Source organism: Streptomyces sp. NPDC048288 (assembly GCF_043201555.1).
Taxonomy (GTDB): domain Bacteria; phylum Actinomycetota; class Actinomycetes; order Streptomycetales; family Streptomycetaceae; genus Streptomyces.
Genome location: NZ_JBICZD010000006.1, coordinates 261,465 through 281,968, shown reverse-complemented (window position 1 = coordinate 281,968; position 20,504 = coordinate 261,465). Strand labels below are relative to the sequence as shown.

The 20,504-nt window shown below is 71.7% G+C and carries 21 protein-coding genes; 15 read left to right on the top strand and 6 right to left on the bottom strand.

Going from position 1 to position 20,504, the window contains the following annotated elements; genetic code table 11:
- The first annotated feature begins 17 nt into the window (after window positions 1–17).
- The 6 genes from ACGFZS_RS23230 to ACGFZS_RS23205 all read left to right on the top strand — a co-directional run bounded on the left by ACGFZS_RS23230 (window position 18) and on the right by ACGFZS_RS23205 (window position 5,852).
- A complete protein-coding gene (locus ACGFZS_RS23230; protein ID WP_393796729.1) occupies window positions 18–362 on the top strand; it encodes an ArsR/SmtB family transcription factor in 345 nt (114 codons plus the stop codon).
- A 52-nt stretch (window positions 363–414) separates the two neighbouring features.
- A complete protein-coding gene (locus ACGFZS_RS23225; protein WP_393796728.1) occupies window positions 415–1,602 on the top strand; it encodes a 3-deoxy-7-phosphoheptulonate synthase in 1,188 nt (395 codons plus the stop codon).
- Window positions 1,603–1,716: 114 nt separating this feature from the next.
- The gene (locus ACGFZS_RS23220) at window positions 1,717–3,096 is read left to right on the top strand and encodes an MFS transporter (RefSeq protein ID WP_393796727.1); all 1,380 of its coding nucleotides are present in this window, start codon (window positions 1,717–1,719) and stop codon (window positions 3,094–3,096) included.
- Window positions 3,097–3,489: 393 nt separating this feature from the next.
- Window positions 3,490–4,548: a response regulator transcription factor gene (locus ACGFZS_RS23215; protein WP_393796726.1), complete on the top strand. Its 1,059-nt coding sequence runs from the start codon at window positions 3,490–3,492 to the stop codon at window positions 4,546–4,548.
- Between the two features lie 117 nt (window positions 4,549–4,665).
- Window positions 4,666–5,571: a HipA family kinase gene (locus tag ACGFZS_RS23210; protein ID WP_393796725.1), complete on the top strand. Its 906-nt coding sequence runs from the start codon at window positions 4,666–4,668 to the stop codon at window positions 5,569–5,571.
- Window positions 5,568–5,852 carry a SelT/SelW/SelH family protein gene (locus ACGFZS_RS23205; RefSeq protein WP_355715070.1) on the top strand — a complete coding sequence of 95 codons (285 nt, stop codon included), beginning with the start codon at window positions 5,568–5,570 and terminating at the stop codon, window positions 5,850–5,852. The genes ACGFZS_RS23210 and ACGFZS_RS23205 overlap by 4 nt, the downstream gene beginning before the upstream one ends.
- Window positions 5,853–5,866: 14 nt before the next feature.
- On the opposite strand, the gene aceB is transcribed toward ACGFZS_RS23205, so the two are convergent.
- Both aceB and ACGFZS_RS23195 read right to left on the bottom strand, forming a co-directional pair.
- On the bottom strand, window positions 5,867–7,489 hold the full coding sequence (gene aceB / locus ACGFZS_RS23200) for a malate synthase A (protein ID WP_393796724.1): 1,623 nt from the start codon (window positions 7,487–7,489) through the stop codon (window positions 5,867–5,869).
- A 184-nt stretch (window positions 7,490–7,673) separates the two neighbouring features.
- Window positions 7,674–8,273, bottom strand: a complete 600-nt coding sequence (locus ACGFZS_RS23195; RefSeq protein WP_393796723.1) for an NTP transferase domain-containing protein — start codon at window positions 8,271–8,273, stop codon at window positions 7,674–7,676.
- Between the two features lie 155 nt (window positions 8,274–8,428).
- Here ACGFZS_RS23195 and ACGFZS_RS23190 point away from each other — a divergent pair, with 155 nt between their 5' ends.
- Window positions 8,429–8,743, top strand: a complete 315-nt coding sequence (locus ACGFZS_RS23190; protein WP_359225275.1) for a DUF5955 family protein — start codon at window positions 8,429–8,431, stop codon at window positions 8,741–8,743.
- A gap of 122 nt (window positions 8,744–8,865) precedes the next feature.
- Here the strand turns inward: ACGFZS_RS23190 and ACGFZS_RS23185 are convergent, their stop codons facing one another.
- Complete coding sequence (locus tag ACGFZS_RS23185) at window positions 8,866–9,654, bottom strand: IclR family transcriptional regulator (protein ID WP_393796722.1); 789 nt, start codon at window positions 9,652–9,654, stop codon at window positions 8,866–8,868.
- Window positions 9,655–9,927: 273 nt separating this feature from the next.
- Here ACGFZS_RS23185 and allB point away from each other — a divergent pair, with 273 nt between their 5' ends.
- Together allB and alc are read left to right on the top strand one after the other, a co-directional pair.
- Window positions 9,928–11,268, top strand: coding sequence for an allantoinase AllB (allB, locus tag ACGFZS_RS23180; protein ID WP_393796721.1), 1,341 nt, complete (start codon window positions 9,928–9,930; stop codon window positions 11,266–11,268).
- A 54-nt stretch (window positions 11,269–11,322) separates the two neighbouring features.
- Window positions 11,323–12,438: an allantoicase gene (gene alc, locus ACGFZS_RS23175; protein WP_393796720.1), complete on the top strand. Its 1,116-nt coding sequence runs from the start codon at window positions 11,323–11,325 to the stop codon at window positions 12,436–12,438.
- Window positions 12,439–12,725: 287 nt separating this feature from the next.
- Here the strand turns inward: alc and ACGFZS_RS23170 are convergent, their stop codons facing one another.
- The gene (locus tag ACGFZS_RS23170) at window positions 12,726–13,472 is read right to left on the bottom strand and encodes an SDR family oxidoreductase (RefSeq protein WP_393796719.1); all 747 of its coding nucleotides are present in this window, start codon (window positions 13,470–13,472) and stop codon (window positions 12,726–12,728) included.
- A gap of 119 nt (window positions 13,473–13,591) precedes the next feature.
- Here ACGFZS_RS23170 and ACGFZS_RS23165 point away from each other — a divergent pair, with 119 nt between their 5' ends.
- The 3 genes from ACGFZS_RS23165 to ACGFZS_RS23155 all read left to right on the top strand — a co-directional run bounded on the left by ACGFZS_RS23165 (window position 13,592) and on the right by ACGFZS_RS23155 (window position 15,630).
- On the top strand, window positions 13,592–14,404 hold the full coding sequence (locus tag ACGFZS_RS23165) for an AIM24 family protein (protein ID WP_393796718.1): 813 nt from the start codon (window positions 13,592–13,594) through the stop codon (window positions 14,402–14,404).
- Window positions 14,405–14,493: 89 nt separating this feature from the next.
- Window positions 14,494–15,135 (top strand): dihydrofolate reductase family protein, encoded by a 642-nt coding sequence (locus ACGFZS_RS23160; protein WP_393796717.1) that lies wholly within the window; start codon window positions 14,494–14,496, stop codon window positions 15,133–15,135.
- 96 nt (window positions 15,136–15,231) lie between these two features.
- Window positions 15,232–15,630, top strand: a complete 399-nt coding sequence (locus tag ACGFZS_RS23155; protein WP_393653821.1) for a ribonuclease domain-containing protein — start codon at window positions 15,232–15,234, stop codon at window positions 15,628–15,630.
- A 66-nt stretch (window positions 15,631–15,696) separates the two neighbouring features.
- Here the strand turns inward: ACGFZS_RS23155 and ACGFZS_RS23150 are convergent, their stop codons facing one another.
- Complete coding sequence (locus ACGFZS_RS23150; protein WP_393796716.1) at window positions 15,697–15,897, bottom strand: hypothetical protein; 201 nt, start codon at window positions 15,895–15,897, stop codon at window positions 15,697–15,699.
- 170 nt (window positions 15,898–16,067) lie between these two features.
- Here ACGFZS_RS23150 and ACGFZS_RS23145 point away from each other — a divergent pair, with 170 nt between their 5' ends.
- The 3 genes from ACGFZS_RS23145 to ACGFZS_RS23135 all read left to right on the top strand — a co-directional run bounded on the left by ACGFZS_RS23145 (window position 16,068) and on the right by ACGFZS_RS23135 (window position 19,301).
- The gene (locus tag ACGFZS_RS23145) at window positions 16,068–17,327 is read left to right on the top strand and encodes a histidine kinase (protein WP_393796715.1); all 1,260 of its coding nucleotides are present in this window, start codon (window positions 16,068–16,070) and stop codon (window positions 17,325–17,327) included.
- Window positions 17,328–17,368: 41 nt separating this feature from the next.
- A complete protein-coding gene (locus ACGFZS_RS23140) occupies window positions 17,369–18,052 on the top strand; it encodes a response regulator (protein ID WP_393796714.1) in 684 nt (227 codons plus the stop codon).
- Window positions 18,053–18,116: 64 nt separating this feature from the next.
- Complete coding sequence (locus ACGFZS_RS23135; RefSeq protein WP_393796713.1) at window positions 18,117–19,301, top strand: cytochrome P450; 1,185 nt, start codon at window positions 18,117–18,119, stop codon at window positions 19,299–19,301.
- 77 nt (window positions 19,302–19,378) lie between these two features.
- Here ACGFZS_RS23135 and ACGFZS_RS23130 read toward each other — a convergent pair whose 3' ends face one another.
- A complete protein-coding gene (locus ACGFZS_RS23130; RefSeq protein ID WP_393796712.1) occupies window positions 19,379–20,389 on the bottom strand; it encodes a Gfo/Idh/MocA family oxidoreductase in 1,011 nt (336 codons plus the stop codon).
- Window positions 20,390–20,504: the final 115 nt, after the last annotated feature.

The window sequence follows — 20,504 nt, the reverse complement described above, 5'->3', positions numbered from 1 at the left end:
GTGCTACTGTCACCGATATGCGACTGCTACCCGAGCCTGCACCCGAGACGCTGACCCTGGCATCGGTGCTTGACGCGCTCGGTGACCCGGTCCGTCTGGAGCTGGTGCGGCGAGCCGCCGTCAACCCCGGGCTGACCTGCGCGGTCGAGGATCTGAACGTGCCGAAGTCGACGCTGACCAATCACTGGCGGACCCTGCGTGAGGCCGGGGTCGTCAGGATGGCCGTCGACGGCCGATATCGGCGGATCTGGCTGCGTACCGACGATCTGGGAGACCGCTTCCCGGAGTTGCTCGATCTGATCCTGCGTCTGGGTGCTGCCGAAAGCGCCGCGGAGCCCGTCGCGCTCAGTGGCCTGACCTAGCGGTAGCACTGCGCCTGCGCCTGCCTTGCAGGACTTTACGGGGGTTTTGCTCATGGAATTTGCCGAGTTAACAGCCACGGACCAGCGCGATCATGAACCGGACTGGCCAGAGGCGTCCGAGGTGCGCCGGGCCCGCGGCGCACTGGCCCGGGCGGCACCCCTGGTGCAGGCCTCCGACATCCGCCGATTACAGGCCCGGCTGGCGGAGCCGGCCTTTCTGCTGCAGGCCGGCGACTGCGCCGAGACCTTCGCGGACAACACGCGGACCTCGGTGGCGAACAGGGTCTCGCTGCTGCGGGCCATGTCCGACGCGATCGAGGCGAGGTCCGGCCGCCCGGTCGTGACCGTCGGCCGGATCGCCGGCCAGTACGCGAAGCCGCGTTCGACGCCGACGGAACGCCGCGCCGGGCTCGCCCTGCCGTCCTATTTCGGCGATGCCGTGAACGGCGCGGACTTCACGGCGGCCGCGCGCACCCCCGACCCCCGGAACCTGGTCCGCGCCCACGAGGAGTCCGCCAGGACCCTCGCCCGCCTGGCGGGATCGGGCGTGTTCAGCTCCCACGAGGCGCTGCTCCTCGACTACGAGCGGCCACAGACCCGCCGTGCCACGGACGAGAGCAGGCTCTACGACCACTCGGCGCATCTGCTCTGGATCGGCGAGCGCACCCGGTCGCTGACCGGGCCCCACATCGACTTCGCCGCCGAGATCGCCAACCCCGTCGCCGTGAAGATCGGCCCGAGCGCCACCCCGACCGTTCTGACGGGCCTGCACGCCGTGCTCAACCCGGACAACGTCCCGGGCCGGCTGGCCTTCATCTTCCGGATGGGCCACCACCGGGCCTACGACCTCGTCTACGCCATGCTGAGCCGCATCCTGGCCGAGGGCTGGGTCGACCGGGTCGTGTGCGACCCGATGCACGGCAACACCGTCGTCAGCCCGGCCGGCGTGAAGACCCGTGTGCTCACCGCGGTCGAGGACGAGGTGCGCGCGTTCTTCGGCGCCTGCAACGACACGGGAATGACTCCGGGCGGCATCCACCTGGAGGTGAGCGGCGACGACGTCACCGAATGTGTCGCCACGCGGGTGGACGACGGATATCTCGCCGTGAACTACCGCAGCGCGTGCGACCCCCGGCTCAACCCGGAACAGGCTTCCTCTCTAGCGCAGCTGGTCGGCGCATTGCTGGTGCCGCACGGGGACTTCGGTCCACGGCGGGAGATGGCGATGTCGGGCCGATAGCGGCTGCCATGTCAGATCCCGCCTCCCCCGGCGGGATTCATCGAGATCGGTAGGGATAAAAGAGGTTCCCCCGTGTCCGCAGAAGTTCGTTCAAGTCGGTCGGTCGTTCTCGCCATGGCCTGCGCAGGGCAGTTCATGGTGCTCCTCGACAGCACCATCGTGGGTGTGGCGCTCCCCGATATGCAGGACCGATTGCACACCAGTCTGTCCGGTCTGCAATGGATCGTCGACGCCTATGTCCTGCTGGTCGCCATGCTGTTGCTCTCCGGCGGCGTCTTCGCCGACCGTTTCGGTCGCAAACGCGTCTATCTCTCCGGTGTGGTGGTGTTCACCCTCGCGTCCGTGCTGTGTGCCTTCGCGCCGTCGCTCGGCTGGCTGATCACCGGGCGGGTGCTCCAGGGCATCGGCGCCGCGGCGCTGAGTCCCGGCTCGCTGGCCCTGCTGGCCGCCGCGTATCCCGTACCGCAGGAACGGGTCAAGGCGATCGGCCTGTGGGCCGGTATCAGCGGTATCGGCCTGGCGGCGGGACCACTGGCCGGCGGCCTCCTGGTGAACGCGTTCGACTGGCGCGCCATCTTCCTCGTCAACGCGCCCATCGGTGTGGTCCTGCTGCTGGCCGCGCTGCCCACCCTGAGCGAGTCCCGCAACCCCCACGCACCCGCCATCGACGTCCCGGGAACGGTGCTGTCCATCCTGGGAGTCGGGGCGCTGACCTACGGGCTGATCGAGGGGGGCGCCAAGGGCTGGACCTCGGGGCCCATCCTGGCCTCCTTCGCCGCCGCGGTGGTGGTCATCGCCGCGTTCATCGTCGTGGAGGGACGCACCCCCACGCCGATGATGCCGCTCAGGCTGTTCCGGAACCCCCTGTTCACGGTGTCCAACGGGGCCATGGTCATGGTCGGGTTCGCGCTCATGGGCTCGGTCTTCTTCTTCTCGCAGTTCTTCGTCACCGTGCAGGGCGCCTCGATCCTGGACTCCGGTCTGGAGACCCTGCCCATCTCGCTCGGCATGGCGCTCGTCAGTCCGTACGCGGGCCGGCTGGCCGCGCGGTACGGCTTCCGGATCGTCGTCACCTCCGGCATGGCGCTGGCCGGGGTGGGGCTGCTGACCCTGGGCTTCGTGCACGCGGAGACCAGTTACTGGAACGTGTGGTGGCGGCTGGCGATCACCGGTGCCGGGTTCGCCCTGTCCATGTCACCGCTGACCGGCGCCGCCATCCAGTCGGTCAGCCCGCAGGAGGGCGGACTCGCCTCGGGCATCAGCAGCACCGCCCGGCAGATCGGCGCGGTGCTCGGCGTGGCGGTGCTCGGCGCCATCGTCACCTCCCGCGAGTCCGGTGGCGCGTCCTTCGAGGCCGGCCTGAACAGCGCCTTCGTCACCGCCGGGGTCGCGTCCCTGCTCACCGCGGTCTGTACCGGCCTGTGGCTGGTGAAGGCGAAGCCCACCGCGGCCCCGGCCCCGGAGCCGCGACCACAGGCGCAGACGGCCGACTGACCTCGGTCGAGCCGTCCTGACACTCCCGGCTCCGCCTCGGCGGCCAGGGCGGCGGACCTCTTCACCGAACCGCCGCCCACCGGCCGCCGCCCAGGGGGCAGCACGGCCCCCCTATCGTACTGACGTTCGAAAATGGTCGTTGGAGGATGCCCGGCCCGGGAAACACGTTCACGGTCAGAGGACTCCAGGTGCTGCGACCCCTCACCGACGGCCGAAGCCGCACATCGGCCGCCCGCTCCCTGAGTATCTCCAGAAAGGCGTCACACGTCCGATGAGTAATGTCATGGCGAATCCGGACCGTCGCAACCGCACGTCGGCCGCACTGTGTGCACTGCTGCCAAGGCTCATCAGGAAGGGAAGTCAGACCGACGACGTTCCCGGGCGGTGTCGGATATGACGCAGGACTCCGCCGTCGCCGCAACGGTGGACCTGGCCGCCCAGGCCGGGCCCCAGTACGCCGATACCGAGATGGACGACGAACTGGTCGTCCGCGTCTACGAATTCACCCTGGCCCACGAGTCCGCCACCCTCTCCCAGGTGGCGACAGCGCTGCGGATCCCGGTGGCCGACGTCAGGCAGGCCGTCGACCTGCTCTGCGAGCTGCGGCTGCTCCGGTTCTCCGAGACCTTCGGCAGCCTCAGGGCAATGTGCCCCGAAGCCGCGCAGAACGAACTGGTCATTCCCCTACAGCAGGCGGTCAACGACAAGCGCAGGGAGCTGGCGGGCATCCACCAGCGACTCCACACCCTCTCCGGCATCTTCAGCACGCTGCGCCGGTCCCGGCAGCCCGATGACAAGGTTGTCTCCCTGCTCGACCCGCAGCAGGCCTGGATGCACCTGGCCGACTCCCTCCACCACTGCACCACGGAGGTCCTGGCCATGCAGCTGTTCGACGGCGGGCCGCGCCAGAGCTTTCCGCCCTGCGAGCTGGCCAAGGCGTCCAACGGGCTGCCGTTCCGGCTGCTCTGCCCGCACTCGGCCCGGGCCAGGTCGACCAGCAGGACCCGGCTGCGTCAGATGGCGGACACGGGCGTCCGGGTCCGCACGACCAACCACGTCTTCGACGACCTGGTCCTCGTCGGCGACGACGCGGCGTTCGTCTCGCACCAGGGACAGGGCGAGGACGTGCCCAGCATCATCGCCGTCTACGAGCCGATGATCATTTCCTTGCTGCACCGCCTGTACGAGTTCGCCTGGCAGTCCGGCACGGACTTCGAATCCGCCGCCGTGTCGTACGGGGAGACGCTGAACGATCTCAACGCCGGCATCCTCAACCTGATGGCACAGGGACTCAAGGACGACGTCGTCGCCCGTCGTATCGGCGTGGGTTCCCGGACCTTCCGCCGCCATATCTCCAACATCATGGACAAGCTGGGCGCCTCCAGCCGGTTCCAGGCGGGGGTCGCCGCGGCCCGGGCCGGGCTCGTCGACGGGCGGCCGCTGGAGGGCTAGCGGCGCGCAGGGCGATCCACGCCGCTGAGCGGGCAACAGCGGAGCTGCTCCGCTGTTGCCCACGGTCACGCCTGGTTACCATGGTTCCTTCACCCAGGAGACCGGAAGCGGACGAGGATGCTGAGAGAGGTCACCGCCACTCGCTACATCGAGCCTCTACGGTCCGGCGGCTCCGTCCCCGGCATCGTCGAGGCCGACGACCTGGGCACCTACGTCGTCAAGTTCACCGGGTCCGCGCAGGGCCGCAAGGCGCTGGTCGCCGAGGTGATCGTGGGGGAGCTGGCGCGGGCGCTGGGCCTGCGCTTCCCCGAGCTGGTCCTGGTGCACTTCGACCCGGCGATCGCCGGGCACGAACCCCACCAGGAGGTGCGGGACCTGCACGTGGCCAGCGGCGGGGTGAACCTCGGCATGGACTTCCTGCCCGGCGCGCGGGACCTCACCCCGGACATCGCCGAGATGTTCCCGGTGCACCCGCTGGAGGCCGGCCGGATCGTCTGGCTGGACGCGCTCACCGTCAACGTCGACCGTACGGTCCACAGCTCCAACCTCATGGTCTGGCCGACCCTCGGCGTCGCGCCCCCGCACCTGTGGCTCATCGACCACGGCGCCGCCCTCGTCTTCCACCACCGCTGGGACACCTCGGCACCCGGGAAGGCGTACGACTTCCGCCATCACGCCCTCGGCCGGTACGGCCCCGACACCCGGGCGGCCGACGCCGAACTCGCCCCCAGGGTCACCGAGAAGCTGCTCCGGGACATCCTCGCCGAGGTCCCGGACGCCTGGCTCACCGACTTCCCGACCCCCGACGAGATGCGCGAGGCCTACGTCGGTTATCTGCTGGCCCGGGTGCGGTCCTCCGCCGAGTGGCTCCCCACCGATTTCCCGGGCCGCGACCAGCTCGCGGCCGAGGAGGCCGCCCGTGCGGCCAGGACCCGACAAGGACGCCCGGGCTGGCTGAAGCAGGTCCCCGACCTGCACGGCAAGCCCGCGGCCCGACAGGATTGGTCGGTGCACCTCGGATGAGCGACAGCGGGCGCGTGGAGATCGAGTACTGCACCCAGTGCCGCTGGCTGCCGCGGGCGGCCTGGCTGGCGCAGGAACTGCTGACCACCTTCGAGACCGAGCTGACGGAGCTGGCGCTGAAGCCGGGCAAGGGCGGCGTCTTCGTCGTCCGGGTCGGTGACGAGGTGGTGTGGGACCGGCGCGACCAGGGCTTCCCCGAGCCGACGGCCGTGAAGCAGGCCGTACGCGACCGAGTGGCCCCGGGAAGGTCCCTGGGCCACTCGGACAAGCCTGCTCCCTGAGGACTCGGCGGGGCTCAGCCCCGCAGCTGCTGGTAAGCGGGCAGCGTCAGGAAGTCCGCGTAGTCCTCGTCGAGCGAGACCTGGAGCAGCAGGTCGTGGGCCTGCTGCCAGTGGCCGGCCGCGAAGGCCTCCTCGCCGATCTCCGCGCGGATGGCGGCGAGTTCCTCGGCGGCGACCTTGCGGGCCAGCTCGGGCGTGGCCTTCTCGCCGTTCTCGAACTGCACCCCCGCGTTGATCCACTGCCAGATCTGCGAGCGGGAGATCTCGGCGGTGGCCGCGTCCTCCATGAGGTTGAAGATGGCCACCGCGCCGAGCCCGCGCAGCCACGCCTCGATGTAACGGATGCCCACCTGGACGGCGTTGACCAGCCCGGGGTAGGTCGGCTTCGCCTCCAGCGAGTCGACCGCGATCAGCTCGGCGGCCTCGACGTGCACGTCCTCGCGCAGCCGGTCCTTCTGGTTCGGCTTCTCGCCGAGGACCCGGTCGAAGGACTCCATGGCGATCGGGACCAGGTCGGGGTGGGCGACCCAGGAGCCGTCGAACCCGTCGTTCGCCTCACGGTCCTTGTCGGCGCGGACCTTCTCGAAGGCCACCTTGTTGACCTCGGCGTCCCGGCGGGACGGGATGAAGGCCGCCATGCCGCCGATCGCGTGCGCGCCGCGCTTGTGGCAGGTGCGGACGAGGAGTTCGGTGTACGCCCGCATGAACGGGGCGGTCATCGTCACGGCGTTGCGGTCCGGCAGCACGAACCGGGGCCCGCCGTCCCGGAAGTTCTTGACGATGGAGAACAGGTAGTCCCAGCGCCCGGCGTTCAACCCCGAGGCGTGGTCCCGCAGTTCGTAGAGGATCTCCTCCATCTCGTACGCGGCCGTGATCGTCTCGATCAGCACGGTGGCGCGGACGGTGCCCTGCGGGATGCCGACGTGGTCCTGCGCGAAGACGAACACGTCGTTCCAGAGCCGGGCTTCGAGGTGCGACTCGGTCTTCGGGAGGTAGAAGTACGGCCCCTTGCCGAGGTCGAGCAGCCGTTGCGCGTTGTGGAAGAAGTAGAGCCCGAAGTCCACGAAGGCGCCCGGCACCTGCTCGCCGTCGACCTCGACGTGCCGCTCGTTCAGATGCCAGCCGCGCGGCCGCATCACGACCGTCGCCAGCTCCTCGTCCGGGCGCAGCGCGTACGACTTCCCGCTCGCCGGGTCGGTGAAGTCGATGCTCCGGCGGTAGGCGTCGATCAGGTTCAGCTGGCCCAGGACGACGTTCTCCCAGGTCGGCGCGGAGGCGTCCTCGAAGTCCGCGAGCCAGATCCGGGCGCCCGAGTTGAGGGCGTTGATCGTCATCTTGCGGTCGGTGGGGCCGGTGATCTCGACCCGGCGGTCGTTCAGGGCCGCGGGGGAGGGGGCCACCTTCCAGGAGTCGTCCGCGCGGATCGCGGCGGTCTCCGGGAGGAAGTCGAGCGTGGAGGTGCGGGCGATCTCGGCGCGGCGCCCGGCACGGCGGGCGAGGAGTTCGGCACGGCGCGGCGAGAACCGCCGGTGCAGCTCGGCCACGAAGGCGAGCGCCGCGTCGGTGAGGACCTCCTCCTGCCGGGGCAGGGGCTCGGCGTCGACGATGGCCAGCGGAGACGGCGCTGGTGCGGACATGAGCTGTCACTTCCTTCAGCGGTGGCACCGGGTGCCAGTCGTTCCGGGTAGAGCGAAGCGCACCCGATCAGGGGCCGGGTGCTTCTGAACAGTGGATACTAGTTTCCTCATTGTGGAAGTTCAATGGTTTGTTGATGTCGAGATTCTCCGGGTCGAGCGAAGGTGGCGCCCGGTGCCACCCCGCTCACTCAAGGTGGCCCAGGTCGGCCTCGGTGTCGATGTCGTACGGCTCGGCGACGTCCCCGCACTCGACGAGCGTGATCGCCTCCTCGTGGGCCTTGAGATAGGCGCGGGCGCCCCGGTCGCCGGTCGCGCTCGCGGCGATCCCCGCCCAGTGGGCCGAGCCGAACAGCACGGGATGCCCGCGCACGCCGTCGTACGCGGCCGACACCAGCGAGTTCCGGTCCCGGTAGCCGCCGAGCACCCGCGCCACGGCCGCGCCCCCGATCCCCGGCTGGTCCACCAGCGAGACGACCACGGCCGGCACCCCGGCCCCCGCCAGCGACTCCAGCCCCACCCGGAGCGAGGACCCCATCCCCTCGGCCCAGTCCGGGTTCTCCACGACCACGCAGCCGTCCAGCCCGGCCCGTTCCCGCACCTCGTCCGCCCGCGCCCCCAGAACCACGTGGACCGGCCCGCAGCCGCCCGCGCGCAGCACCCCGACCGCGTACTCCACGAGCGGCCGCCCCCGGTGCGTCAGCAGGGCCTTGGGCCGCCCGCCGAGCCGTCTGCCACCGCCGGCGGCGAGCAGCAGCCCGGCGATCTGGTCATGCGTGTCCGTCATGCGTCCTGCATACCCGACGCCGGACCGGGCGGCGGGTTCCGCAGGGCTGAATTTCGGTCCGTGCTGTAGCGCTCTCCGTACGTGAGGGCGTTTACTGACCCGCGTCCCCAGGCGCCCGACCAACGCCACGGGACACCTGGCGAGGGGGGAGAGCTGTGTTGCGGAGCTTGGGACAGAGGCCAGTGACCGGCAGCGACGATGATCCGAGGGTGACGGAACTACGCACGGCGGTCTCCCGCCTGCGCCGTGAACTCGCCGCACACCCGGCCGAGTTCCCGGACCGCGTCATAGCGGAGGACGAACTGGCCGCCCTCGCGGCCATGGCCACCGGCGGCATGCCCGAAATCCCCCGCCTGCGCCGCTCCCTGTTACTGATCGCGGGCGCCATCGGCTCCGTCAGCGCCCTGTCCCGCGGCCTCTCGGACGTACGCGAGGCGGTCGACCTGTTCGGGGAGACGCCGAGGACTTGAAGGCGAAGGGCGCGGTCATTCACCTAGGGGCGCGGGGCCCCTGTCGACATGCGGCTCCGCCGCGTGGGCGCGACCAGCCACGCACAACCCGCACCCGCCAACGGTGAACCGGCCCCTACCCCTCAGGCCCCCGAACTCGCCAACGCCTGGGACAACTCCACAGCCACCTGCTGCAGCACCGGCACGATCTTCTCCGTCGCCGCCTCCGTGACCCGCCCCGCGGGCCCGGAGATCGAAATGGCCGCCGCGGTGGGCGAGTCCGGCACGGACACCGCCAGGCACCGCACCCCGACCTCCTGCTCGTTGTCGTCCACGGCATACCCCAGCCGGCGCACCTCCTCCAGCGCGCCGAGGAAGCCGTCCGGTGTCGTAATGGTCTTCTCCGTCGCCGCAGGCATCCCCGTCCGCCCCAGCAACGCCCGCACCTCGGCGTCCGGCACGTTCGCCAGCAAGGCCTTCCCCACCCCGGTCGAGTGCGGCAGCACCCGGCGTCCCACCTCGGTGAACATCCTCATCGAGTGCTTCGACGGCACCTGCGCCACGTACACGATCTCGTCCCCGTCGAGCAGCGCCATGTTCGCCGTCTCCCCGGTCTCGTCGACCAGCCGCGCGAGGTACGGCCGCGCCCAGGTCCCCAGCAGCCGGGACGCCGACTCGCCGAGCCGGATCAGCCGGGGCCCGAGCGCGTACCGCCGGTTGGCCTGCTGGCGCACATAGCCGCAGGCGACCAGCGTGCGCATCAGCCGGTGGATCGTCGGCAACGGCAGCCCGCTGCTCGCGGACAGCTCGCTGAGGCCGACCTCGCCGCCCGCGTCCGCCATCCGCTCCAGCAGATCGAAGGCGCGCTCGAGGGACTGGACCCCGCCGCCGGACTTGGCGGAGTCGGTGGTGCTGGCGCTGGACGTCGGCACGGCGCGTTCCTTTCGGGACTGACAGGAAGGGCAGCAGCCTACCCGGCAGTCGGTTGACTCCCCGGTCGTACATAGCTACGTTCTGCTTGCCGGAATTGTAATTCCGCTTTGTGGAAACGTCCAGAGTGGACGCCCGCGTGGCCCCGAGAAGCAGTGTGCCCTTGACGGCGCGGGGGCGGGAGTGAAGACTCCTTCAACAGAACGTTGAATTCCATTACGTGGGTGTAAATCCCGTTTCCTGGAAGTAAAACGGCGGCAGAGAGAGGGGTCCGGGTGTCCGACGCTGAACTGGTGCTGCGCTCGACGCGCGTCATCACCCCGGAGGGGACACGGGCCGCCTCGGTCACCGTGTCCGCCGGGACGATCACGGCCGTACTGCCCCACGACGCCCCCGTCCCGGAGGGCGCCCGCCTGGAGGACCTCGGCGACGACGTCCTGCTGCCGGGCCTGGTGGACACCCACGTCCACGTGAACGATCCGGGCCGTACCGAGTGGGAGGGCTTCTGGACCGCCACGCGCGCGGCGGCGGCCGGCGGCATCACCACCCTCGTCGACATGCCGCTCAACTCCCTCCCGCCGACCACGACCGTCGACCACCTCCGGGTCAAACAGGAGGTCGCGGCCGACAAGGCGCACATCGACGTCGGCTTCTGGGGCGGCGCGCTGCCCGACAACGTCAAGGAGTTGCGCCCGCTGCACGAGGCCGGCGTCTTCGGCTTCAAGGCGTTCCTGTCGCCGTCCGGCGTGGACGAGTTCCCGCACCTCGACCAGGAGCAGCTCGCCCGGTCGCTGGCGGAGATCGCCTCCTTCGGCGGCCTGCTGATCGTGCACGCCGAGGACCCGCACCACCTGGCAGCCGCCCCGCAGCACGGCGGCCCGAAGTACGCCGACTTCCTCGCCTCCCGCCCGCGCGACGCCGAGGACACCGCGATCGCCCAGCTGATCGCCCAGGCGAAACGCCTCGACGCGCGCGTGCACGTCCTGCACCTGTCCTCGTCCGACGCGCTGCCCCTGATCGCGGCGGCCAAGGCGGAGGGCGTCCGGCTCACCGTCGAGACCTGCCCGCACTACCTCACCCTCACCGCCGAGGAAGTCCCCGACGGCGCCAGCGAGTTCAAGTGCTGCCCGCCGATCCGCGAGGCGGCCAACCAGGACCTGCTCTGGCAGGCACTGGCCGACGGCACCATCGACTGCGTGGTCACCGACCACTCGCCCGCCACGGCCGACCTGAAGACCGACGACTTCGCGACCGCCTGGGGCGGCATCTCCGGCCTCCAGCTCAGCCTCGCCGCCGTGTGGACGGAGGCCCGCGGGCGCGGCCACGGTCTGGAGGACGTGGTCCGCTGGATGTCGGCCCGCACGGCCGCGCTCGTCGGCCTCGACGACCGCAAGGGCGCCATCGCACCCGGCCGGGACGCCGACTTCGCGGTCCTCGCGCCCGACGCGACCTTCACCGTGGATCCGGCGGGCCTGCAGCACCGCAACCGGGTCACCGCGTACGCCGGCAGGACCCTGTACGGCGTCGTGAGGTCGACCTGGCTGCGCGGCGAACGCATCGTCGCGGACGGCGTGTTCACGCCCCCGACGGGCCGCCTCCTCACCCGTACCCCCTGACCTTCCGCTCCCTCCCGCACCCGCAGCGGCCGACACCCGAAAGGAAGACCTTCTTTGACGGCCATCCCGAGCTTCACCGGCGACGCGCACCCCTACTCCGGCGGCGACCCGTACGCGGACTACCGCACCGCCGACTTCCCCTTCACCCGGTACGTCGACCTCGCGGGCAGGCAGCTCGGCGCCGGTGTCATCGCCGCCAACGACGAGTTCTTCGCCCAGCGGGAGAACCTGCTGGTGCCCGGGCGGGCCGAGTTCGACCCCGAGCACTTCGGGCACAAGGGCAAGATCATGGACGGCTGGGAGACCCGCCGCAGGCGCGGTGTCTCGGCCGAGCACCCCTGGCCGACGGCCGAGGACCACGACTGGGCGCTGGTCCGCCTCGGCGCCCCCGGTGTCGTCCGCGGGATCGTCGTCGACACGGCCCACTTCCGCGGCAACTACCCGCAGGCGGTGTCGGTCGAGGGCACCTCGGTCGCCGGCTCCCCGTCCCCGCGGGAACTGCTCGGCGACGACGTGAAGTGGACGACCCTCGTCCCCCGCACCCCCGTCGGCGGCCACGCGGCGAACGGCTTCGCCGTCTCCGTCGAACAGCGCTTCACCCACCTGCGCGTCAACCAGCACCCCGACGGCGGCATCGCGCGGCTGCGGGTGTACGGCGAGGTTGTCCCGGACCCGGGCTGGCTCGCCGCGCTCGGCACGTTCGACGTGGCCGCCCTGGAGAACGGCGGCCGGGTCGAGGACGCCTCCGACCTCTTCTACTCCCCGGCCACCAACACCATCCAGCCGGGCCGCTCCCGCAAGATGGACGACGGCTGGGAGACCCGCCGGCGCCGCGACCGGGGCAACGACTGGATCCGCTACCGGCTGGCGGCCCAGTCCCAGATCCGCGCCGTCGAGATCGACACGGCGTACCTGAAGGGCAACAGCGCGGGCTGGGCGTCGGTGTCCGTCAGGGACGGCGAGGACGGCACCTGGACGGAGCTCCTCCCGCGCACCCGCCTCCAGCCCGACACGAACCACCGCTTCGTCCTGGCCGCCCCGGCCGTGGGCACGCACGCGCGCGTGGACATCTTCCCGGACGGCGGCATCTCCCGCCTCCGCCTGCACGGCTCGCTCACCGAGGCGGGCACCGCCGAACTCGCCGCCCGCCACCAGGAACTGGGCGGCTGACCCCACAAGGCGCACCGGCCCCCGGCGCCGGTGCGCCTCGCTGTGGTTGCTCCCGTCGGCATCGACGAGGCGGGGGCATCCGATGGGCGTGCTGCTGTACTACCCGACGGTGAATCCGCCCACCGGGATCCTCCAGGCCCACCGGGATCCTCCAGGCCGAACGGACCGAACGGACCGAACGGACCGAACGGACCGAACGGACCGAACGGACCGAACGGACCGAACGGACCGAACGGGCCGAACAGGCCGAGCCGGAGGCGCCCGGCTCGGCCCGCTGAACGTCGGCGTCAGGCCGCGTGGCCGCCGTCCACCGCGAACTCCGCGCCCGTGACGTAGTCCGCGCCGGCGAGATACGCCACCGTCGCGGCCACCTCGTCCGCCGTGCCGAAGCGCCCCAGCGCCGTCATCGCGGCCTGCCCGGCCGCGTAGGGGCCGTCCGCCGGGTTCATGTCGGTGTCGGTCGGCCCGGGGTGCACGATGTTCGCGGTGATCCCGCGCTCCCCGAGCTCGCGCGCCAACGCCTTCGTCAGGCCGGCCAGGGCCGACTTGCTGGTCGCGTACAGGGTTCCGCCGGGCCCCGGCACCCGGTGCGTCATGCAGGTGCCGATCGTGATGATCCGTCCGCCGGCCGTCATCCGCGCGGCCGCCGCCTGCGAGGCCAGGAACACCCCGCGGACGTTCACCGCCAGGACCCGGTCGACATCGTCGAGCGACAGGCCGGACAGCGGCCCGAGCACGCCCAGGCCGACGTTGTTCACCAGCACGTCGAAGCCGCCCAGGGCGGCGGCCGTACGCTCCACCGCGCCCGCCGCCTCGTCCGCGTCCGAGGAGTCCGCGCGCAGCGCCACCGCCCGCCGCCCCAGCGCCTCGGCCCGCCGTACGACGTCCTCGGCCGCCTCCTTGCCGTGTACGTAGGTGACGGCCACGTCCGCGCCCTCGCGGGCGAGCCGCAGCGCCGTCGCCGCGCCGATGCCCCGGCTGCCGCCGGTCACCAGGGCCACCCTGCCGTGCAGGGATCCGTAAGTCGTTGTCATGGATCCATCCCAGCGGCCGGGGCACCGGGGTGCTGGCGGGGAACCGACGCCGAGTTCGGGAGACGGGCGAGAGCGCGGGCCGGTGGAACTCTTCGGACCGGTTCCGGCGTTCTTCCCTCGTGACCCTTCAGCAAGAGATCGTCGGCAACGCCATGCAGATGGCGGTCGTCAACCTGTACCCCGGCCAGACCGTGTACTGCGAGGCCGGCAAGTTCCTGTTCAAGACGGCGAACGTGACCATGGAGACCCGGCTCGGCGGCCCGAACGGCGGCGGGCAGCCGCAGGGCGGCGGTGGCGGCGGCATGGGCGGCATGCTGCGCCAGGCCATGGGCACCGCCATGCAGGTCGGCCAGCGCATGCTCGCCGGTGAGTCGCTGGCGTTCCAGTACTTCACCGCCCAGGGCGGCGAGGGCACCGTCGGCTTCGCGGGCGTGCTCCCCGGCGAGATGCGCGCGCTGGAACTGGACGGCACGCGCGCGTGGTTCGCCGAGAAGGACGCCTTCGTGGCGGCCGAGTCCAGCGTCGAGTTCGGCATCGCCTTCCAGGGCGGCCGCACCGGCATGAGCGGCGGCGAGGGCTTCATCCTGGAGAAGTTCACCGGCCGCGGCACGGTGATCATCGCCGGCGCGGGCAACTTCATCGACCTCAACCCCGCCGACTTCGGCGGCCGTATCGAGGTCGACACGGGCTGTGTCGTCGCCTTCGAGGAGGGCATCCAGTACGGCGTCCAGCGCATCGGCGGCCTCAACCGCCAGGGCCTCATGAACGCCGTCTTCGGCGGCGAGGGCCTCTCCCTGGCCACCCTGGAGGGCCACGGCCGGGTGATCCTGCAGTCGCTCACCATCGAGGGCCTCGCCAACGCCCTGAAGAAGGCCCAGGGCGGCGACAAGCAGGGCCCGACCGGCGGGCTGTTCTCGACGCACGCGGGATGAGAAGCCGGGGCGGCGACCGATGAGTCGCGGGCGCCGCGGGGGTCTGAACCGATGACAACGGACCCCGTCCCAGGAAGCAGGAACCCGCCATGGGCAAGCTCGTCTCCACCATGTTCGTCACCCTCGACGGCGTCTACCAGGCGCCCGGCGGCCCCGAGGAGGACCCCAGTGGCGGCTTCACGCACGGCGGCTGGAGCTTCCACTACGGCGACGAGGACTTCGGCCGGTTCGTGACCGAGGTCTTCGACCGGGCCGGCGCCTTCCTGCTGGGCCGCCGTACGTACGACATCTTCGCCGCCTACTGGCCGAAGGAGACCGACCCGGCCGACCTGGTCGCCGCCAAGCTGAACGCCCTCCCGAAGTACGTCCCCTCCGCGACCCTCACCGACCCCGGCTGGTCCGGCACCACGGTCCTCGGCGGCGACCTCGCCAAGGAGGTCACGACGCTCAGGGAGCGCACCGACGGCGAGCTCCAGGTGCACGGCAGCGGCGCCCTGGTCCGCTCCCTGCTGGACCTCGGCCTCCTCGACGTCCTCCACCTGGTGACGTTCCCGGTCGTGCTGGGCTCCGGCCGCCGTTTCTTCCAGGAGGGCGCCGTGCCGACGAAGTTCCGGCACACCGACGGACGGGTCACCGGGGCGGGCGTCTCCATCCAGTCGTACGAGGTCGCGGGCCGCCCCGCCTACGGCTCGTACATCGCGGAGCAGCGAGCGGGGCGGCGAAACGCCTAGTCGCAGGTTAACTCCCTGAAAACGAAAGGGACTTGACGGGAAATTCTTCGGACTTGTCATTGACATGCCACTGTCTACGCGCGTCATCATGGAGCCATGAGATTCCCCCCACGAATCACCCGCATCGGCGCCGCCGGCGCCCTGCTGTCCGCCCTCCTGGTCGGCGGCACCGTCACCGCCGCCACCACGGCGGACGCGGCTGCCGCCTCGGTCGGCAGCATCTGCTACAGCGACCTGCCCTCGCAGGCGTACGACACGCTCGACCTGATCGCGTCGGACGGTCCGTTCCCGTACTCGCAGGACGGGACCGTCTTCCGCAACCAGGAGGGCGTCCTGCCGAGCCAGCCCAGCGGCTACTACCACGAGTACACCGTGAAGACGCCCGGTTCCTCCACGCGCGGCGCACGACGCATCGTGACCGGCGAGGAGTACCAGGAGGACTACTACACGGCGGACCACTACGTCACGTTCGACCTGATCGACTTCGGCTGCTGACACGCTGACCGAACCGACCGGTCGACCGCCAGGAACGGCGCGACCAGCCGGAGGTCCGGTCCGCGTTCAGCCGGACCTCCGGCTCTCCGCGACGGCGAACAGCGCGCACGCCGGCACGATCAGCGTGACGCTCGCGTACACGCCGTAGCCGTCGAGGAGGCCCAGCCGGCGCAGGAGGCCCACCCGCCAGTGGGTGAACTCGTGCAGCAGGCCGAGCACACCTTGCAGCAGAGCGACGAATCCGAGCACTTCCAGCAGCTGTCTCACGGCACGACCCTCGCCCCACGGCTTCCCCCCATGCCATCGGCCGTGGGGCGAGTCGTCGCCGTCACAAGGCCGCGCCCTCGCGCGCGTGGTCCGTCGAAAGTCCACGCGCGCACGACTTTGGTCGACGATCCCGTGCGCGGGGCGGTCCCGCGGACCGGGCCTGCGTAGATTTGTCGACCGTGAGCGGTGACATCCCAGTACGGACGTTCGAGGGCCGACGGTGGCTCTTCCCGTCCTCCGTGCTCCATGAACTCGATGCCGACCCCGACCGGGCCGGACGGCGCCCCCGCCGTACCGCGCGGGACTGGCTCGTCGACTTCAGCTGCTTCCTGCTGGCCGTCCTGGTGGGCGCGGCCGGCGCGAAGACCGTCCGGCAGGAGACGGACCTCCCGCACGCCTTCGCCGTCGCCGACCTGCTGATCGGCGGCCTCGCCTGCGGCGCGGTCTGGCTGCGCCGCCGCTGGCCGCTCGGCCTGGCGCTGGCGATGATCCCGGTCAGCTTCGTCTCCGCCACCGCGGGCGGCGCCTCCATGGTCGCCCTGTTCACGGTGGCCGTGCACCGCCCCTTCCGGCACCTGGCCTGGATCACCGTCGTCAACCTCGCCCTGGTCCCGCTCTTCTACTGGCTCCGGCCCGACCCCGACCTGCCCTACCTCGTGGTCGTGGTGCTGGCCTCGCTGATGACCCTGCTGGTGGCCTGCCTCGGCATGTTCGTCCGCACCAAACGGCAGCTGATGCTCACCCTGCGCGACCGCGCCCGGCGGGCCGAGACCGAGGCCGGGCTGCGCGCCGAACGGGCCCAGCGGCTGGCCCGGGAGGCCATCGCCCGCGAGATGCACGACGTCCTCGCCCACCGGCTGACCCTGCTCAGCGTGCACGCGGGCGCCCTGGAGTTCCGGCCCGACGCGCCCCGGGAGGAGATCGCCCGCGCCGCCGGGGTCATCCGGGAGAGCGCCCACGAGGCCCTCCAGGACCTGCGCGAGATCATCGGCGTGCTGCGCGCGGCCGACGGCGACGAGGCGGGCGGCCGCCCCCAGCCCACCCTGGCCGCACTGGAGGCGCTGGTCGCCGAATCGCGCGGAGCCGGCATGAAGGTGGTGCTGGACAGCCATGTCGGCGACCCGGCGGCGGTCCCCGCCTCCGTCGGCCGCACCGCCTACCGCATCGCCCAGGAGGGCCTCACCAACGCCCGCAAGCACGCCCCGGGCGCCGAGGTCACCGTCCGCGTCACCGGCGCCCCCGGCGACGGCCTGGACATCACCGTGCGCAACCCCGCACCCGAGACCGAGGCCCCGCACGTCCCCGGCTCCGGCCAGGGGCTGATCGGCCTGACCGAACGCGCCACGCTGGCCGGGGGACGCCTCGACCACCGGGCCACCGAGGACGGCGGCTTCGAGGTACGGGCCCGGCTGCCCTGGCCCGCGGCCTGAACGACCCCGTGATGCCCTGCCCGCGTGATTACGTTGGAGCCATGACCGCCGCCACCGCCATCAGACTGCTGCTCGTGGACGACGACCCGCTGGTGCGGGCCGGGCTGTCCCTCATGATGGGCGGCGCCGAGGACATCGAGATCGTCGGGGAGGGCGCCGACGGCGCCGAGGTCGAGGCACTCGTCGACCGCACCCGGCCGGACGTCGTCCTGATGGACATCCGGATGCCGTCCGTGGACGGTCTCACCGCGACCGAGCGGCTGCGTGCCCGCCCGGACGCCCCCGAGGTCGTCGTCCTGACCACCTTCCACGCCGACGAACAGGTGCTGCACGCCCTGCGCGCGGGAGCCGCCGGTTTCGTCCTCAAGGACACCCCGCCCGCCGAGATCGTCGACGCGGTCCGCCGGGTCGCGGCCGGCGACCCCGTCCTGTCGCCCGCCGTCACCCGGCAGCTCATGCGGCACGCGGCGGGCGCCCGGGCCGACACCCGGCAGGCACGCGCGCGTGACCGGCTCACCGCCCTCAACGACCGCGAACGCGAGGTCGCCGTCGCGGTCGGCCGGGGCCTCGCCAACGCCGAGATCGCCACCGGCCTCTTCATGAGCGTCGCCACCGTCAAGACCCATGTCTCCCGCATCCTGGCCAAGCTCGGCCTCAACAACCGCGTGCAGATCGCCCTGCTGGCGTACGACGCCGGGCTGCCGGAGGGCGAGGGCACCAATTGAGGGGCCGGTGCGTTGCGGTAGTACCAGGATGACTTCGGGGGACGCGTCCTGAAGGGGGCAGCGCATGACGCGAGTGATCGACCTGAGCGAGTTCGGCGACGGCTTCCGCACCGATCCGCACCCGGTGTACGCCCGGCTGCGCGAGCGCGGCCCGGTGCACCGGGTCCGGCTGCCGGCCGCCGACCAGTACCACGAGACCTGGCTGGTCGTGGGGTACGAGGAGGCGCGCGCGGCGCTCGCCGACCCCCGGCTGGCCAAGGACACCGGCAGGATCGGCTTCCGGTTCATGGACGAGGAGCTGATCGGCAGATACCTGCTGGTCGCCGACCCGCCCCAGCACACCCGGCTGCGCTCCATCGTCACCCGCGCCTTCACCGCCCGGCGGGTGGCCGAACTGGAGCCGCGGATCCAGGAGATCACCGGCCGGCTGCTCGACGAGATGCTCCCGCGCGGCCGCGCCGACCTCATCGACGCCCTCGCCTACCCCCTGCCGATCACCGTGATCAGCGAACTGCTCGGCGTCCCCGAGCTGGACCGCGAGCGGTTCCGGAAACTCTCCAACGAGGTCGTCGCGCCCAGCGATCCGGGCAGCGAGTACGACTCCTTCGTCGCGCTCGCCGAGTACCTGAAGGAGCTCATCGAGGACAAGCGGTGCGCGGGCCCCGGCGGCGACCTGCTCAGCGACCTGATCCGCACCACCGCCGAGGACGGCGACCGCCTCTCCGTCGAGGAACTGCGCGGAATGGCCTACGTCCTGCTGATCGCCGGCCACGAGACCACCGTCAACCTCATCGGCAACGGCGTCCTCGCCCTGCTCACCCACCCGGACCAACTCGCCGATCTGCGCGCCGACATGAGCCTCCTGGAGGGCGCGGTCGAGGAGGTGCTGCGCTGGGAGGGCCCGGTGGAGAACGCGACGTACCGGTACGCCGCCGAGCCCCTGGAGATCGCCGGCGCCGCCGTCGGCCGGGGCGAACCCGTGATGATCGGCCTCACCGCCGCCGACCGGGACGGCGCCCGCTATCCCGAGCCCGACCGCTTCGACATCCGCCGGGACAACCGCGGCCACCTCGCCTTCGGCCACGGCATCCACTACTGCCTGGGCGCACCCCTGGCCCGCCTGGAGGGCCGCATCGCCCTGCGCGCCCTGCTGGAGCGCGCCCCGCACCTGTCCCTGGACGGCCCGCAGGGGGAGTGGCTGCCGGGCACCCTGATGAGAGGCGTGCGGCGACTCCCCGTCCGCTGGTAGCCCCGTCCGCTGGTGGCCCTGTCCGCTGGTGGCCCTGTCCGCTGGTGGCACCCCGGTCCGCCCCCCTGCGCCGCCGGTCAGGCCAGGCGGTCCGGGATCTCCGCCAGTGCCACCGGTCTTCGCTCGTGCCGGGAGAGTTCGCAGGCCTCGGCGATCCGCAGCGCCTGGAGGGCCTCGCGGCCGTCGCACGGGTTGGCCAGGGCGCCGCGGACCACGTCGACGAAGGCGCACAGCTCGGCCTCGTAGGCGGGCCCGAACCGCTCCAGGAAGCCGGGCCAGGGCTTGTCCGCGGGCGGCGGCCCGGTCGGCTCGGTCGAGGCCACCGGCGTACGGTCGTCGAGGCCGACCACCACGGTGTCGCGCTCGCCGGAGAGCTCCATCCGCACGTCGTACCCGGCGCCGTTCAGCCGGGTCGCCGTCGCCGTGGCGAGCATGCCGTCGTCCAGGGTGAGCACCGCCGCGCCCGTGTCCACGTCCCCGGCCTCGCGGAACATCGCGGGCCCGGCGTCCGAGCCGGTCGCGTACACGTCGACGACCTCCCGGCCGGTCACCCAGCGCAGCACGTCGAAGTCGTGGATCAGGGTGTCCCGGAACAGCCCGCCGGACAGCGGCAGCCACTCCGGCGGGGGCGGCGACTGGTCGGAGGTGAGCGCCCGCACGGTGTGCAGCCGTCCGAGCCGGCCCGAGCGCACGGCCTCCCGGGCGCCGATGTACCCCTTGTCGAAGCGCCGCTGGAAGCCCATCTGCAGGACCGTGCCGGCCTTCTCCACCTCGGCCAGGGCGTGCAGCGTCCCCGGCAGGTCGAGGGCGATCGGCTTCTCGCAGAAGACCGGCAGCCCGGAGCGCGCGGCCCGGCCGATCAGGTCGGCGTGCGCGGAGGTCGCGGTGGTGATCACCACGGCGTCCACGCCCCACTTGAAGATCTCGTCGGTCCCCGGTGCCGCCGTCTCCCCGAGGCGGTGTGCCAGATCCTGGGCCCGCGCCGGGTCCACGTCCGTCAGGATCAGCGATCCGACCTCGCGATTGCGGCTGAGCGTGTTCGCGTGGATGGTGCCGATGCGGCCCGTACCGATGACCCCGATGCGCATGGGAACAAGGTGCTGGTGGACCCCGTGCGCTGTCAATCCGTATGTCCGGACAATCGAACTACACAACTTCCCGTCAACCCGTCACGGAGATACGCTCGGGCCCGTGCCGAAACCA

Bases quoted from the DNA above. Each gene is read 5' to 3' on its own strand.
- ACGFZS_RS23230 (WP_393796729.1), top strand. From the start codon at position 18: ATGCGACTGCTACCCGAGCCTGCACCCGAGACGCTGACCCTGGCATCG.
- ACGFZS_RS23225 (WP_393796728.1), top strand. From the start codon at position 415: ATGGAATTTGCCGAGTTAACAGCCACGGACCAGCGCGATCATGAACCG.
- ACGFZS_RS23220 (WP_393796727.1), top strand. From the start codon at position 1,717: ATGGCCTGCGCAGGGCAGTTCATGGTGCTCCTCGACAGCACCATCGTG.
- ACGFZS_RS23215 (WP_393796726.1), top strand. From the start codon at position 3,490: ATGACGCAGGACTCCGCCGTCGCCGCAACGGTGGACCTGGCCGCCCAG.
- ACGFZS_RS23210 (WP_393796725.1), top strand. From the start codon at position 4,666: ATGCTGAGAGAGGTCACCGCCACTCGCTACATCGAGCCTCTACGGTCC.
- ACGFZS_RS23205 (WP_355715070.1), top strand. From the start codon at position 5,568: ATGAGCGACAGCGGGCGCGTGGAGATCGAGTACTGCACCCAGTGCCGC.
- aceB (WP_393796724.1), bottom strand. From the start codon at position 7,489: ATGTCCGCACCAGCGCCGTCTCCGCTGGCCATCGTCGACGCCGAGCCC.
- ACGFZS_RS23195 (WP_393796723.1), bottom strand. From the start codon at position 8,273: ATGACGGACACGCATGACCAGATCGCCGGGCTGCTGCTCGCCGCCGGC.
- ACGFZS_RS23170 (WP_393796719.1), bottom strand. From the start codon at position 13,472: ATGACAACGACTTACGGATCCCTGCACGGCAGGGTGGCCCTGGTGACC.
- ACGFZS_RS23160 (WP_393796717.1), top strand. From the start codon at position 14,494: ATGGGCAAGCTCGTCTCCACCATGTTCGTCACCCTCGACGGCGTCTAC.
- ACGFZS_RS23155 (WP_393653821.1), top strand. From the start codon at position 15,232: ATGAGATTCCCCCCACGAATCACCCGCATCGGCGCCGCCGGCGCCCTG.
- ACGFZS_RS23140 (WP_393796714.1), top strand. From the start codon at position 17,369: ATGACCGCCGCCACCGCCATCAGACTGCTGCTCGTGGACGACGACCCG.
- ACGFZS_RS23135 (WP_393796713.1), top strand. From the start codon at position 18,117: ATGACGCGAGTGATCGACCTGAGCGAGTTCGGCGACGGCTTCCGCACC.
- ACGFZS_RS23130 (WP_393796712.1), bottom strand. From the start codon at position 20,389: ATGCGCATCGGGGTCATCGGTACGGGCCGCATCGGCACCATCCACGCG.